This is a genomic window from Microbacterium sp. zg-B96, assembly GCF_030246865.1.
Classification (GTDB): Bacteria; Actinomycetota; Actinomycetes; order Actinomycetales; family Microbacteriaceae; genus Microbacterium.
Genome location: NZ_CP126738.1, coordinates 1,602,230 through 1,617,368, shown reverse-complemented (window position 1 = coordinate 1,617,368; position 15,139 = coordinate 1,602,230). Strand labels below are relative to the sequence as shown.

Below are 15,139 nucleotides of genomic sequence, written 5' to 3'. Positions count from 1 at the left end.
GTGGCCCCTGCCTGAGAGAGGTAATGTCTTCGGAGCGTCGACGACGATCCGGCCGTGCTGCTTGCGGGCGCGTCATCCATTCCGCGGGGGTTCGCACCGAAATTCTCAGCATAGCGAACCACCAACACGCGCCCCCGCCGGTGGGGCGTCGGTGCCGCGGGATAGGCTGGAGTCATGGCATCTCCCGCGCGCAGACCCGCAGCGCGCAAGCCGGCCGGCAAGGCCCCCGCCAGCAAGATCCGCCAGCTGTCGTGGCGCAGTCCGGAACCGGCGCCGATCGTACTGGTGTCCGGCCCCGAAGAGGTCTGCGCCGAACGCGCCATCGCCGGTGTGCGCGACTTTCTGCGCGCCGAGGACCCGAGCCTCGAGGTCACCGACGTCCGCGCCGATGACTACGCCGCCGGCACGCTGCTGGGGGTGACGTCGCCTTCGCTGTTCGGCGAGCCGCGCCTGGTACGGGTGTCAGGGGTAGAGAAGTGCTCCGACACATTCCTGGCTGAGGCGATCTCGTACCTCGAACACCCGCAGGACGGCGCGACGGTGGTACTGCGCCACACCGGCGCGAGCGTGCGCGGCAAGAAACTGCTCGACGCGATCCGCGCGGGCACCGGCGGCGGCGTCGAAGTCGCGTGCCCCGCGGTCAAACGCGACAGCGACCGCTATGACTTCGCGGCGGGGGAGTTCTCCGCTGCCCGCAAGCGCATCGTCCCCGGCGCGCTGCGCGCGCTCGTCTCGGCGTTCGCCGACGATCTCACGGAGCTCGCCGCTGCCTGCCAGCAGCTCATCTCCGACGTCCCTGACGACATCACCGAGGCCATCGTCACGCGCTACTACGGCGGTCGTGTCGAGACGTCGGCGTTCGCCGTGGCCGACACCGCCATCGCCGGGCGGTACGGCGAGGCGCTGCTGGGACTGCGGCAGGCATTGGCATCCGGTTCGGACCCCGTGCCCATGGTCGCGGCGATCGCGATGAAGCTGCGCACGATGGCGCGGGTCGCGGGCCACCGCGAGCCGTCCTCCGCGCTGGCCGGCCGCCTCGGACTGAAGGACTGGCAGGTCGACCGCGCCCGCCGCGATCTGATGGGCTGGAACGAGACGTCGCTGGGGATGGCGATCCAGGCCGCCGCGCGCGCCGACGCTGAGGTCAAGGGCGGATCCCGCGACCCGGTGTTCGCGGTCGAGCGCCTGGTCACGGTCATCGCGACACGGCAGCCCTTCGGCACCTGACCGTCGCTCGCGGACCGCTTAGATGGAGCGCGTGACGATCGAACTCGCTACTCCAGTCGTGGCAGACCTGCCGCGCTTGATCGCGGAACTCAGCGGCTGGCAGAACGATGACTGGCCCGGCCACCTCCACCCCGGTGACGTGGGCTGGCACTCGATGGTCGGCGCTGAGCAGACCGCCACACACCTGCGTATCTGGACCAGTGATGCCTCACTGGTTGCTGTGGCGATGCTCGACGGAAACGCCCTCCGGATGGCTCTGGATCCGTCTGCGGTCGACGATGAGGTACTAGCCGCCCGAATCGCGGGCGACCTGACAGACCCCGCAACGGGGGTGATCACATCGAGCGAAGCTGTGATCGAAGCTCGCGGCCCTCGCGCACTGCTCGCTCAGCTTCGACGCAGCGGTTGGGCTGACGACGAGCCCTGGACTCCGCTTTGCAAGGACCTCACCGGACGAGTGGGGCCGCGTCGGTCGAGCCAGGCCGACCTCCGTGTGGAAAGTGTGGGGTCCGAGAAGGCGGATGTCTGGATCGGCGTGCACTGGTCCGCCTTCAAGGGAACACCGCTCGACGAGGCGACCCACCAGCGCCTGACCCAACGGTGGATCACGATGGCCACCGGCCCCTTCGCCAGGTCAGGGCATCACCTGATCGGTTACGACACTCACGACGTCCCCGTCGCCGTCACTAGTGTCTGGACCGCGGGACCCGGCCGACCGGGCCTGATCGAGCCCATGGGCGTCCACCGCGACCACCACGGTCACGGATACGGGTCGGCCATCACCCTCGCGGGTGCGTACGCTCTGCAGCAAGCCGGCGCATCGACCGCCGTCGTGGTCGCGGAGAACTCAAATGAGGCCGCCCTCGCCACCTATATCAAGACCGGGTTCACCGCACGTCAAGCGGTGACCGACCTCCGCCGCGACCGAGACACCCGGTCTGCGATCGCGTCGTCGAGCGCAGAGATCGCAAGCTCCGACTCGCTCAACGGCTTCCTCCATACGAAGTGCTGCATCTCATCGCTGGCGGCTGCTTGCTGGCCAGTGACCTCCGCTCGGTAAACCGCTCCCAGTTCCTCGCGGTTCGGATCCGTCAGAGCGAAACGCGCGTAACCGACGAGGTCGAGAGTCTCGACGCGAATTGCGGTTTCTTCTTCGAGTTCGCGGCGAGCTGCTTCGACGAACGCTTCCCCGGACTCGACGATTCCGCCGGGAAGCTCATACTCACGTCGCCAGGTGTTCAAGCCGAACAACACGTCTCCCGTCACACTGTCAATGAGTACGACGAGCGCGAGCGGGCAAGGAGTGTGGGCTACGGCGTCGTCGAGCTCTTCGGCTGTCGCTGTAGTGATGGCGATGAGCATGTTCCCGCGGCGGTCAGTGGCAATGGGCGCGCTCATCGAGAAAGGCTAGCAGGAGCCGAGAGATGAACTCGAAGCTCCTGTCGCTTGCACGCGCGCGAGCGACAACTGCTGCCACCAGAACGCAGGCATCCTGGGCAACGAAAAAGGCCCGCCCCACGAGGGGACGGGCCTTCATGCTCGAGGTGCGTCAGAGCGCGGCAACCTGCTTGGCGATGGCCGACTTGCGGTTCGCTGCCTGGTTCTCGTGGATGACGCCCTTGCTGACGGCCTTGTCCAGCTTCTTGGCCGCCTTGATGAGAGCCTTCTCGGCAGCGGCCTTGTCGCCTGCGGCGATGGCTTCGCGGGTGCGACGCACCTCGGTGCGCAGCTCGCTCTTCACAGCCTTGTTGCGCTCGCGTGCCTTCTCGTTGGTCTTGTTGCGCTTGATCTGCGACTTGATGTTCGCCACGTTCGACGTATCTTTCGTTCGGAGTGATAGTGGAATGTCGGGCGACAGTAGAGGGGTGCCGCACGACGGTCGTGTGAGAGAGGAAGCCCACACGCAAGTCAAGCACCGAGTTTAGCAGGTCTCCGCCCCTCGCCTGGTCACGGCCACCCACCGCCGCACCCTGGCACGATCGCCCGCACCTACGGCATGATCGGTTCCGCCGGCACCCGACCGGCTCGCCGCCCGGCCGAGACGCCGGGGGAGGATCGCGATGACGCACCCCGCCCAGACCGGTCACCGTGTCGGTGCGCCCTGGTTCACGCTGTTCACCCTGGCCTGGCTGGCGCTATGGGCGGTGCAGCTCGTCCCAGTGCAGCTGTTGCTGCCGCTGCAGCTGGACACGCCCGACGACGCCGACGGCTGGATCTCGGGGGTCATCTGGTCGGGGCTCGTTCTGGCCGCCGGGGGAGTGGCGGCCATCGTGGTGGGGCCGCTGGCCGGTGCGCTGTCCGACCGCACGCGCTCGCGCATCGGCCGCCGTCGGCCCTGGGCACTGGGCGGCAGCTGGCTCGCCGCGGCGGCGCTGGTGGCGACCGCGTTCGCCGACGGACCCTGGCTGATCGGGATCTCGTGGATCGGAGTGTCGGTCGGGTTCGCCACGGCATCCGCCGCGTTCACCGCTCTCATCGCCGACCAGCTCACCGACCAGCGCGGGACCGCGTCGGCCGCGGTGGGCTCGGCCCAGGCGCTGGGCCTGGTGGTCGGAGTGGGGGTCATCGCCCTGTTCGAGCTGGACATCGTTGCCGGTTACCTGCTGCTCGCGGTGCTCATGGCCGTGCTCGGCACCGCGGCGGCGGTCCTGCTGCCCGACCCGGCCGTCGAGATCCCGCCCATGGCCAAGACGTCGTGGGCCGGGCGCCTGGTGGCACTGCGCGATCGCGACTTCACCTGGATGCTCGCCGGCCGCCTCTTCGTGAACATCGGCAACGGGCTCGGCACCGCCCTGCTGCTGTTCTTCTTGATCTACGGCCTGCACCGGCATCCGACGGACGCGGAGTACGACCTGCTGCTGCTGATCCTCGTCTACACGGTGTTCGTCGTGGTCGCCTCCGTGGCCGGCGGCTGGGTGTCCGACCGCACGCACCGCCGCACCGGGATCGTGGTGGCATCCGCGCTCGTGCAGGCCGTCGCCGCGCTGCTGCTGGCCGTCGCGCCGACGTATGAGACCACGCTCGTCGCCGGCGCCCTGCTGGGTCTCGGGTATGGCGCATTCACGTCCGTGGGGCTGGCGCTGGCCGCCGATCTGCTGCCGACCGCCGCCGACCACGCCCGCGATCTCGGCATCGTCAACGTCTCAGCGAACCTCGGCCAGCTGCTCGGGCCACTCCTGGGCGCGCTGCTGGTGGCGGCGGTCGGCGGGTTCTGGCTCCTGTTCGCCGCGGCGGGGGCGTTCTCGGTGGCCGGCGCCGTCATGACGGCCCGGGTGCGCCTCGTTCGATAGTCGCCACGGCGAGTCCGAGCACTGCGTTGAACACCCCGGGCCGCATCGCCGTCACCAGGTGGGTGGTGCGCGGCACGACGATCAGTTCGGCGTGCGGCACCAGGGTGGTGAAGAGCCGCTCATTGACCCGCAGCTGGTCGTACTGTCCGTTGACGAACCAGGTGGGCACCTCGATGCGCCGCAGCGCCGCGAGCAGATCGAGCACCGACAGACTCCGCATCGCGACGTCCTGCGCGTCGAGGGCGTAGCCGCCGGCTCCGAAGTCCTCCCGGGTCTCCGGCGGCAGGGTGCGGGCGAGCATCCGCCGGGTGAACCACATGCCCCGACCCGGGAGCGCGTCGAACCCGCGGGCGAGCAGCCGGTAGGCGGCCAGCCCCACCCCGCGCGGGATCGCAGTGCACGAGGCCCCCACGAGACCATCCAGCGGCGGGCGGTCCTCGCTGCCGGCGTATTCGGTGGCCAACAGCCCGCCCATGGAGTGGCCCACCAGCAGCACCGGTCCCCGCGTCGCGGCATCGCGTACCGCGTCGTCGATGGTGGCGAAGGCGCCCTCCAGCGTGAACGTCTCGGCCATGCGGGTGCCATGGCCGGGCAGGTCCAGCGGGCGTGCCGCCACCCCCCGCGCCGTGAGGTAGTCCACCTGGGCGCGCCACATGCTCGCCGACGTGCGGATCCCGTGTACGAAAACGACCTGCACCGTCATGGGTTCAGCCTACGAGTCGACCGTGCGGTGAGGGACTTCGGGCTGCCCCCCACCGCCGGCCGGCTGAACCGTCAGCCGATGACCCTGACGGTGGCACTGCGGCTGGTCGAGCCGGCCACGGCGACGGTGTCCTTCGGCACGAACACCGCCGTGTAGGAGTGGATGCCGCGGCTGAGGGTGCCCAGTCGCAGGCTTGCCAGCCCGTTGCGCACGGTGGCGGTCCCCACGATCGCACCGTCGGCGCCGCCCCTGCGGAATTCGACCACGCCGTCGGGACGCCCGCCGTCCTGCTGCACGTACGCGACGAGCGTCGTGGGCAGGAACCGGTTGACGTGCACCGGCAGCAGCGGCACCAGGCGCGTCGTGGTCTGGGCCTGCTCGACGGTGTCGGTGACCTCGATCGGCACGGTCGCGACGGTTCCGGACGGCTGGGCGGTGAGGGTCAGCGCTGCCGCCCCGGCGGGCAGATCCGCCGGGAGGGTCACCGCGACGGTCGCCGCTCCCTCGCCGACGGGTACCTCACCGAGCACGGTGTCGCCCAGTGACACCGACAGGGTGGTGTTCTCCGGCGCGCCCCGGCTGGTGAGGTTGAGCCCCGCCACCGAGAACTGCACTGCGGCGCCGGGATCCACCGTCTCGGGCACCCCGCTGACCTGTACGGCGTGCTTGGCGAACGACGGGGTCAGCGCTGAGTTGTCGGCGATGTAGTCCACCCACGCCTCGTAGTCCTGCAGCCCGGTGTCGACGTATCCGGTGCCTTCGGTGAAGACCCGGAAGTTGTCACCCCCGGCGGCGAGGAACGAGAACGTGCCGATGCGGTACTCGCCCGCCGGGTCCAGCGGCTGGCCGTCGATGGTGACCGAGGTGATGCGCTGGCCTGCGGGTAGCGCCGGGTCGAACGTGTAGGTGACGTTGTCGGAAAGTCCCACCTGCAGATACGGCCGCTGCGGGATGGTGCCGTCGGCGTTGGTCTGCCACTGCTGCTCAAGCATCGTGACGAACTGTTCGCCGGTCAGCGTCACGAGCCCCAGCGTGTTGTTGAACGGCAGCACCGCGTTGGCCTGCGAGAACGACACGGTGCCGTCTGGGAGGCCCGGCACCGCGGTCCCCTGGAACTCCGCTTGGGTGTCCCACAGTTCGGCGCGCAGCCCACCCGGGTTGGTGACGCCGATGACGGCACCATCGGGGAGGTCCGCGAGCGAATCGCGCAGCATGTTCGCGACGGTGTTGCCCAGCGCCGACTCCGACGCCCGGTCGTCGCGGGTGCCACCGGTCCACACCCCGTTCACGAACGATCCGCCGGCGTGCGCCGTGGTGATGTCGGCGGCGACTTCACCGACGGCGGTGTTGCCGACCTCTGCGGCGGCGGCGATTGCGGCATCCACGATCCCGTCGACCTCCGCCACCCGCGGGTACTGCGCAATGAGCACCGCGTCATCGACCGTGGTGCGCGGGACATTGCGCTCGGTGTGCGCGGCGACCTCGCCGGTGGCGGCATCCACCGTCAGTGTGATCTCGCCGATGCGGGCGCCGTAGGAGCCGGTCTGCACCACGGGGCGGGTGCGGTCGGTGCCGGGGATCGGCGCCGACCACGCGTATTCCTTGTGGGTGTGTCCCGTGAAGATCGCGTCCACGTCGGCGGTGGTGTCGTTCACCAGGGCAGCGAACGGTCCACCGGCGGCGAGTTCCTCCTCGAGCGTCGAGCCGTCGGGCGTGCCGGCACCGGCACCCTCGTGATAGAGCGCCACGAGCACGTCGGCCTCGCCGTTGGCGGCATCGCCGTCTGATAGCTCGGCCGCGACGCGGTTGACCGCCTCGACGGGGTCGCCGAACTCCAGCGCCGTGATGCCGGCGGGCGAGACCAGCGACGGGGTCTCCTCGGTGACGGCGCCGATCACGCCGACGGTGAGACCATCCGCCTCGTGCAGCGAGTACTCCGGCAGCGCGGGAGTCTCGGTGCCGGCGAGGTAGACGTTCGCGCCCAGCTGCGGGGCGTCGAATGCGTCCTGCACGCGCCCTTCGAGGTCTGCCCAACCGCGGTCGAACTCGTGGTTTCCGACGGCGCTGCTGTCCAGTTCCAGCGCGTTGAGCACATCGATCGTCGGCTGGTCCTGCGCGATCGACGAGGCGAACAGCGACGCGCCGATGTTGTCACCCGACGACAGGAACAGCACCGGTCCGGATGCCGCATCGCGCAACTGCTCCACGGTGCCGGCGAACTTCACGGTGTTGGCGTCGATGCGACCGTGGAAGTCGTTGATCCCCAGCAGGGTCAGCGCGACCGGCGCGGCATCCGCGCTGAGTCCGACCTTGATCGGGTCGTGATCGCTGGAGCGGTAGACGTCGTCGGCGTAGAACTCGGTGCCGTGGGAGCGGAAGCGGCTGTACTCCAGTGACAGCGCCTCGCCGGAGTTGATGTTCCAGATGTCGGCGCCGCTGGCGCGCCCCCGTGCCTCGTCGTTCAGCAGCACGTGGTCGAGCGATCCCGATAGTCCGGAGAAGCTGTACGACTGCGTGGTCACGCCGAACGCCTGCTCGGCGCTGACGTAGCCGGCTTCGTAGAGCACGTGCAGCGGGTCTTCCTGGCCGTAGGAGTTGAAGTCGCCGACGAGGGCCACGGCTTCGACGTCGCCCTGGATCTGTGCCACCCAGTCGCGCAGCGCGGTGGCCTGGCGCACGCGGGATTCGTTCGACGCGCCCTGTCCGTCGCCGCTGTCGGCGTCGCCGGGCCACGGGCCTGCGGAACCCTTCGACTTGAAGTGGTTGACGACGAACAGGAACGGCTCGCCGCCGTCGGCGGGTTCGAACACCTGCGCGATGGGTTCGCGGGCGTTGCCGAACGCCTGGTCGTCGCCGCTCTCGTCGCCCAGGGCGCGCGCGGCGCCGACGGGGGAGACGGCGGCGGGCTGGTAGATGATCGCGTTCGTGATGACGTCCTGCCCGGCGGGATCGGGTAGCTCGGTGGACGACGGGACGTACGCCCACGTGTCCTGGCCCGCCGCGTCGTTGAGAGCGGTCACGAGGGTCGCGGTGGCCTCGTCGGCCTGCTCGCCGAGGGCAGCGGAGTTCTCGATCTCCATCAGGCCCACCACGTCGGCGTCGAGTTGCTCGATGGCGGCGACGATCTTCGCCTGCTGGCGTGCCAGATCCTCGGCATCCCACGCCCCGCGCTGGTCGCAGCCTTCGCGCACCGTGACGCCGTCGCCGAACCGGTCGGTGTACGCGACACAGGAGGCGTTCTCGGTGCCGAGGGTCGTGAAGTAGTTGAGCACGTTGAAGGACGCGATCGACAGGTCGCCGCCGACGGACTCGGGGGCGGCGGTGCGGGGGTTGGTGAACACGACGCCGTCAGTGCCGGAGCCGTCGCCGGCCAGCGGCGTGGGGGTGTTGAACTTCCACGTGTTGTTGCGGTAGTCCACGATGACCGGCGCGGTGAGCGTCGCGGTCCCGCCGACGACGACCGGCTCGACCAGCGACACGTAGGCGGGGGTGAGCGCACTGTTGGCGGCGCTGAGGAAGTTCCGGCTGGCCCCGTCGTCGAGTGTCACGGCGCGGGCGGCGTTGTCGGCGGCGATCGCGGCCGCCTCGGCGGAACCGGGGCGAGCGGCATCCGTCGGCTGACGCAGCGGCGTGGCCCCTGCCGCGAGCCCGACCTCGCCGTATTGGCCGGTGTTGTAGGTGTTGGTGACGGTGAACGCGCCCTGCGGGGCCACGAGCATGGATTCCAGCGCTTCGCGCTGAGCGGCGGCACCGGGCCAGCCGACGGTGGCCGGGGTCGGTGCCGCGGCGGGGGCGAGCTTCGTCGCCGCGCCGGGCGCGACGGTGATCTCGGTGAGACCGTCGAATTCGGACACGACGCCGGTGACCTGCACGGTGTCTCCCAGCGCGACCTCACCGGATGCCTCCGGCGCGTACACGAACACGGCGTGGGATGCCACGTGGGTCGCCTGATCCAGCGTGCCACCGGTGCCGGGGGTCTGGATGACGTACCCGTTGTACCCGCCGGAGGGGTAGTGGGCCGTCACGACACCGCTCGTGATGACGGTACGCCCGGCCAGCGGGGAGACGTCGGCCGTTCCCTGGATCTCCGCGATCGCGACGACCTCCGGCTCGGGCTCCGGCTCTGGGTCGGGGTCGGTTCCGCCTCGTCCGACGGGGGTGGGGGTGGCCAGGGCGAAGTCGGCGGCGTTGTCGGCGGTGTGGGAGAACTCCGCGTTCCTGCTGACGCTTTGGGAATTTCCGGTCGCGGGAGCAGCGGCGGTGCCTGCGAAGTGGTTGGCCGCGCCCCAGCCGACGAAGTCGACCACTTCGGGCAGGTCCACCAGCCCGGTGGAGCCGGACAGCGGTGTCTGCGCCGACACCAGGGCGACCTTGCCCTGTGATCCGCTGAGCGCGATGGCGCCTTCCACGTCCGCGGTGAATCCGGGCTGCGTCGCATCCGCCCCGGTCGCCTGCCCGATCAGCAGCTGCGCGCCGGCGGGCAGGGTGACGCCGCTCAGCGCCGTCACCTGCCAGTTGCCGCCCGTGGCGGAGGCGTACTGCACGCTGTAGCCGGACAGGTCCACCGCGGCATCCGACACGTTCGCCAGTTCGATGAAGTCCCGGTTGAACGCGCCGCCGGCGTTGCCGCCACCGCCGTACACCTCCGAGATGACGACGGGGGCGTCGACCGTGACGGCGGCGTGCGCGGCCGCTGGCGCGAAGGTCAACCCGGCAGCGGCGGTCGCGAAGGCCGCGACGACGGCAATGGGGCGGCGCGCAGGGCGGGGGTGGGTGCGGTGCGTCACGGTGATCTCCCGAGCGGTTCGGGCGCGTTGGGGGGATTCGCGCAGACACCGTCCGCCGTACTGAGCATTCGGTGCAATCGTTACCTTCGGCAAGAGGCAATTTGGTTAACTCTTTCTCACCGGGCATTTGCTGGCGTGTCAGCGGCAAGCTCCCCTAAACTCCCCCTCCGCCAAGCAGGTACCGATGCACCGACTCAGGCTCAGCCGGGCGCCGGTAGACTCGAGGGGACATGTCACCCCGTGCCCTGAAGCCTCTCGCTCCCGCCGCTACGCCGCCCGAGCAGCTCCGTAACTTCTGCATCATCGCCCACATCGACCACGGCAAGTCGACGCTGGCCGACCGCATGCTGCAAATCACCGGCGTCGTCTCCGACCGCGACATGCGTGCGCAGTACTTGGACCGCATGGACATCGAGCGCGAGCGTGGCATCACGATCAAGTCGCAGGCTGTCCGCATGCCGTGGGCGGGCGCCGACCAGACCTACGCGCTGAACATGATCGACACGCCCGGGCACGTCGACTTCACCTACGAGGTCAGCCGTTCGCTCGCCGCGTGCGAGGGCGCCGTGCTGCTGGTGGATGCCGCTCAGGGCATCGAGGCGCAGACGCTGGCGAACCTGTACCTCGCCCTCGAGAACGACCTGCACATCATCCCGGTGCTGAACAAGATCGACCTGCCGGCGGCAGACCCCGAGAAGTTCGCGGCGGAACTGGCCGGACTCATCGGCGGCAGCCCCGACGACGTGCTGCGCGTCAGCGGAAAGACCGGTGTCGGCGTGGAAGAACTCCTCGACCGCATCGTGCGTGACATCCCGCCGCCCAAGGGCGACCCGAATGCGCCGACCCGGGCGATGATCTTCGACTCGGTGTACGACTCCTACCGCGGCGTCGTGACCTATGTGCGCATGATCGACGGCAAGCTGGAGCCGCGCGAGCGCATCCAGATGATGTCGACCCGCGCGACCCACGAGCTGCTGGAGATCGGCGTCTCCAACCCCGAACCGGTACCCACCAAGGGACTCGGCGTGGGCGAAGTGGGCTACCTCATCACGGGCGTGAAGGACGTGCGCCTGTCGAAGGTGGGCGACACGATCACCACGGCGCGCAAGCCCGCAACCGAGGCCCTCGCCGGTTACACCGATCCCAAGCCGATGGTGTTCTCGGGTGTCTACCCGATCGACGGCAGCGACTACGGCGACCTGCGTGAGGCGCTGGACAAGCTGAAGCTGTCGGATGCCTCGCTGCAGTACGAACCCGAGACCTCGGTCGCACTGGGCTTCGGCTTCCGCTGCGGGTTCCTGGGGCTGCTGCACCTGGAGATCATCACCGAGCGGCTCTCGCGCGAGTTCGGACTCGACCTCATCACCACCGCCCCGAGCGTCATCTACGACGTCACGACCGACACCGGCGAACAGGTCATCGTGACCAACCCCAGCGAATACCCCAACGGGCGGGTCGCTTCGGTGGCCGAGCCCATGGTGAAGGCCGCGATCCTCACGCCGAAGGACTATGTCGGCACGGTCATGGAGCTGTGCCAGTCGCGTCGCGGCTCGCTGCTGGGGATGGACTACCTCAGCGAGGACCGCGTGGAGCTGCGTTACACCATGCCCCTCGGCGAGATCGTCTTCGACTTCTTCGACCAGCTGAAATCCCGCACGCAGGGCTACGCGAGCCTGGACTACGAGCCCACCGGCACGCAGGAAGCCGACCTGGTCAAGGTCGACATCCTGTTGCAGGGTGAAGCGGTCGACGCATTCAGCTCGATCGTGCACCGCGACAAGGCGTACGCCTACGGCGTCATGATGACCGAGCGGTTGCGCAAACTCATCCCGCGCCAGCAGTTCGAGGTGCCCATCCAGGCCGCCATCGGGGCGCGCATCATCGCCCGCGAGAACATCAGCGCGATCCGCAAGGACGTGCTGGCCAAGTGCTACGGCGGTGACATCACCCGTAAGCGCAAACTGCTCGAGAAGCAGAAGGAGGGCAAGAAGCGCATGAAGATGGTCGGCCGCGTGGAAGTCCCCCAGGAAGCGTTCATCGCCGCCCTCTCCGGCGATATCGAGGGCAAGGAGAAGAGGTAACTGCACGCCGTCAACGCAACCCCAGGAAGTAGGCTGGATCCCATGCGCCGCGGGACTTTCAGGGACGAGACGGTCGACTACGCCGCCGTCGGGGCGACGCAGGCGTCCGATCTGCTGCAGTACCCGCCCGAGCGCAGCATCCCCGCTCACGAGTCATGGCGCATCGGCAGCGGCGAGGCCCGCTTCCACACCGCCGGTGACGCGCTGCTGTCGTGGGGTCCGCTGCGCGGTGCCGGTCTGGAACTGTCCGACGTCCGCCCTGCTTCCGGTCCGACGTACTCCGGTGTCGCCTTCGACGCCGAGGGCACCCCGGTGGCCCCGAGCCGCCACGAGACCGAGCAGCGCTACGACGCCGACGGCACCCCCTATGTGGGTCCCGGTACCACCGTGCGCGTGCAGGGTCGTGTCAAGGGACATCGCGCCGACGCGGAGCTGCGGGTGATCTTCTGTACCGAGGAATCCCGCCGCATCGGTTTCGCCCTGGGCACCGTCGGTGGTTCGGTCGTCAGCGGCGAAGAGTCGTTCATGCTGGACTGGCTCGACAACGACGAGGTCTGGTTCACGGTGCGAGCATTCGACGCGCCGGCGTCCGCGCTGTACCGAGTGCTGCCGGCGCTGATCCGCCGCCGTCGGCGGGAGCTGTTCCGCAGGTATCTGCAGGCGATCTCGCCGCTGTACACCACCTCCTCCTGATGGTCTCCACCCTTCCCGTCGGCGAGCCAGCGCCGCCCGACGGCGCGCTGCCCGCCGACCTGGCGCCGGATCCCACCATCGATTTCGGTGCCTACCTGCACGTGCCGTTCTGTCGGGTGCGCTGCGGCTACTGCGACTTCAACACCTATACCTCCAGCGAACTGCGCGGCGCCCGCCAGGATCAGTACGCCGACACGGTGCTGCGGGAGATCGCCCAGTCACGTCAGGTGCTGGCCGATGCCGGTGCGCTCCGCCCCGCCACCACGGTGTTCTTCGGCGGCGGCACGCCCACGCTGCTGCCGGCGGGGGATCTGGGTCGCATGCTCGCCGGTGTGCGCGACTGCTTCGGACTGGCCCCCGGCGCCGAGGTGACCGTCGAAGCCAACCCCGACACCGTCACCGACGCCGTCGCGGCAGACCTCGCCGCCTCCGGCGTGAACCGACTGTCGATCGGCATGCAGTCCGCCGTGCCGCGCGTGCTGGCGGCGCTGGACCGCACCCACAACCCCGAGAACGTCGCCACCGCCGTCGCATCCGCCCGACGCGCGGGTCTGGACGTCAGCGTGGACCTCATCTACGGCGCACCGGGGGAGACGCTCGACGACTGGCGTCGTTCGCTGGAGACCGCCGTGGCTCTGGAGCCAGACCACATCTCCGCATACGCGCTGATCATCGAAGAGGGCACCAAGCTGCACCGCCAGATCCGCCGTGGCGAGGTGCCCGCCCCCGACGACGATCTGCAAGCCGACATGTACGAGCTGGCCGACGCTACGCTCGCGGCCGCCGGCTTCGACTGGTACGAAGTGTCGAACTGGGCGCGCGGCGAGGCTCACCGCTCGCGGCACAACCTCGCCTACTGGCGCGGCACCGACTGGTGGGGGTACGGACCCGGAGCGCACAGCCACGTCGCTGGCCTGCGCTGGTGGAACGTCAAGCACCCCGCCGCCTACGCACAGCGGGTGACCTCGGGGCAGTCGCCGGCCGCCGGCCGGGAGCGACCGGATGCCGCATCGCGGCGGCTCGAGGACGTGCTGCTGCGCTCGCGCATCCGCGACGGGATCGAGATCGCCGAGCTCGAGGACTCCGGCCGCGCAGCGGTGGCACCCCTCATCGCCGACGGCCTGATCGACGGCCCCCAGGCACTGCGGGGCCGCATCGTGCTCACCCTCCGCGGCAGGCTGCTGGCCGACGCGGTGGTGCGCGCCCTCACCGCGTGACGCTTTCGGCGGTCGGCGCGATAGAATTGGCACTCACGGACGACGAGTGCCAGGGGGGAGCAACATGGTCAGCGAACGCGGATTGCAGGTACTGCGCGCCATCGTGCAGGACTATGTCGACACCCACGAGCCGGTCGGCAGCAAGGCCATCGTCGAGCGGCACGCCTTCGGGGTCTCCGCCGCGACGATCCGCAACGACATGGCGCTGCTGGAGGACGAAGAGCTCATCGTCGCGCCTCACACCTCGTCCGGCCGCGTCCCCACCGATAAGGGCTACCGCGTCTTCGTCGACCATCTGGCGCAGCTGCGCCCGCTGACGGCGGCGCAGCGGGCCGCCATCGAGTCGTTCCTCGACGGTTCCGGCGACCTCGACGACCTCCTGGCGCGCACCGTGCGCGCGCTGACCCGGCTCACCGGTCAGGTCGCCATCGTGCAGTACCCCTCGTTCGCCCGCGCGAACGTCTCCCACGTCGAGCTGGTCGACCTCGGCTCCGGCCGTGTCATCGTCATCGTGGTCACCGACATCGGCCGTGTCTCCCAGCGCATCGCGATGGTCCCGCCGGACCTCGACGACGAGGGCATGTCGCGGGTCCGCACGCGCCTGGCCGCCATGCTCACCGGCAACAGCGTGCAGGGCGGGGCCCAGGCGATCGCCGAACTGCTGGCCAAGCCCGCCCAGCACGGATCGTTCGATGCCGCCATGCGCGCCATCGCCGCTGTCGTCGCCGAGGAGCTGGAGGAGTTCCGCCAGGACCGCCTGGTGCTCGCCGGCAGCGCGACGCTCGCGCGGCGCGAGCAGGATTTCCGGGGGAGCATCTCGCCACTGCTCGAGGCCATCGAGGAGCAGGTGACCCTGCTGAAGCTGATGACCGAGATGGTCCCCGACGAGCAGGGTCTAGCCGCGAGCATCGGGCGCGAGAACGAGCCGTTCGGGCTGGCCGAGGCATCCGTCATCACCGGCGACTACGACGCCACCCGCTCCCGCGCCCGGATCGGCCTGCTCGGCCCCACCCGCATGGACTACCCCACGAACTTGGCGGCCGTCCGCGCCGTCGCCCACTATCTCAGTCGGCTGCTCGAAGAAGACGAGAACTCCCGCTGACCAATCCCACGCCGCGCTCGCGCGGCACGAAAGGCGAAT

At 69.6% G+C, this 15,139-nt stretch carries 10 protein-coding genes and 1 pseudogene; 7 read left to right on the top strand and 4 right to left on the bottom strand.

Annotated features, from left to right (window positions below; all coding sequences use genetic code 11):
- Positions 1-174: 174 nt before the first annotated feature.
- Together holA and QNO11_RS16270 are read left to right on the top strand one after the other, a co-directional pair.
- The gene (holA, locus tag QNO11_RS07440; RefSeq protein WP_257509707.1) at positions 175-1,227 is read left to right on the top strand and encodes a DNA polymerase III subunit delta; all 1,053 of its coding nucleotides are present in this window, start codon (positions 175-177) and stop codon (positions 1,225-1,227) included.
- Between the two features lie 22 nt (positions 1,228-1,249).
- Positions 1,250-2,104, top strand: a pseudogene (locus QNO11_RS16270) (GNAT family N-acetyltransferase); the annotation flags it as partial.
- A 20-nt stretch (positions 2,105-2,124) separates the two neighbouring features.
- Here the strand turns inward: QNO11_RS16270 and QNO11_RS07435 are convergent.
- Both QNO11_RS07435 and rpsT read right to left on the bottom strand, forming a co-directional pair.
- On the bottom strand, positions 2,125-2,625 hold the full coding sequence (locus tag QNO11_RS07435) for an NUDIX domain-containing protein (protein WP_257509708.1): 501 nt from the start codon (positions 2,623-2,625) through the stop codon (positions 2,125-2,127).
- 151 nt (positions 2,626-2,776) lie between these two features.
- A complete protein-coding gene (rpsT, locus tag QNO11_RS07430; RefSeq protein ID WP_257509709.1) occupies positions 2,777-3,037 on the bottom strand; it encodes a 30S ribosomal protein S20 in 261 nt (86 codons plus the stop codon).
- A 250-nt stretch (positions 3,038-3,287) separates the two neighbouring features.
- On the opposite strand from rpsT, the gene QNO11_RS07425 reads away from it, so the two are divergent.
- Entirely contained in the window at positions 3,288-4,517 is a 1,230-nt protein-coding gene (locus QNO11_RS07425) for an MFS transporter (RefSeq protein ID WP_257509710.1), read from the top strand.
- Here QNO11_RS07425 and QNO11_RS07420 read toward each other — a convergent pair.
- Both QNO11_RS07420 and QNO11_RS07415 read right to left on the bottom strand, forming a co-directional pair.
- Complete coding sequence (locus QNO11_RS07420; protein WP_257509711.1) at positions 4,486-5,220, bottom strand: alpha/beta fold hydrolase; 735 nt, start codon at positions 5,218-5,220, stop codon at positions 4,486-4,488. The genes QNO11_RS07425 and QNO11_RS07420 overlap by 32 nt on opposite strands.
- 71 nt (positions 5,221-5,291) lie before the next feature.
- Positions 5,292-10,007 carry an ExeM/NucH family extracellular endonuclease gene (locus tag QNO11_RS07415; RefSeq protein ID WP_308211204.1) on the bottom strand — a complete coding sequence of 1,572 codons (4,716 nt, stop codon included), beginning with the start codon at positions 10,005-10,007 and terminating at the stop codon, positions 5,292-5,294.
- Positions 10,008-10,237: 230 nt separating this feature from the next.
- Between QNO11_RS07415 and lepA the strand changes: the two genes are divergently transcribed.
- The 4 genes from lepA to hrcA all read left to right on the top strand — a co-directional run bounded on the left by lepA (position 10,238) and on the right by hrcA (position 15,100).
- Positions 10,238-12,088, top strand: coding sequence for a translation elongation factor 4 (lepA, locus tag QNO11_RS07410; protein ID WP_257509712.1), 1,851 nt, complete (start codon positions 10,238-10,240; stop codon positions 12,086-12,088).
- Between the two features lie 42 nt (positions 12,089-12,130).
- Positions 12,131-12,781, top strand: a complete 651-nt coding sequence (locus QNO11_RS07405; protein WP_257509713.1) for a DUF1990 domain-containing protein — start codon at positions 12,131-12,133, stop codon at positions 12,779-12,781.
- Entirely contained in the window at positions 12,781-13,998 is a 1,218-nt protein-coding gene (gene hemW, locus QNO11_RS07400; protein ID WP_257509714.1) for a radical SAM family heme chaperone HemW, read from the top strand. Before QNO11_RS07405 ends, hemW begins: the two co-directional genes overlap by 1 nt.
- A gap of 64 nt (positions 13,999-14,062) precedes the next feature.
- On the top strand, positions 14,063-15,100 hold the full coding sequence (gene hrcA / locus QNO11_RS07395; protein WP_257509715.1) for a heat-inducible transcriptional repressor HrcA: 1,038 nt from the start codon (positions 14,063-14,065) through the stop codon (positions 15,098-15,100).
- Positions 15,101-15,139 lie beyond the last annotated feature (39 nt).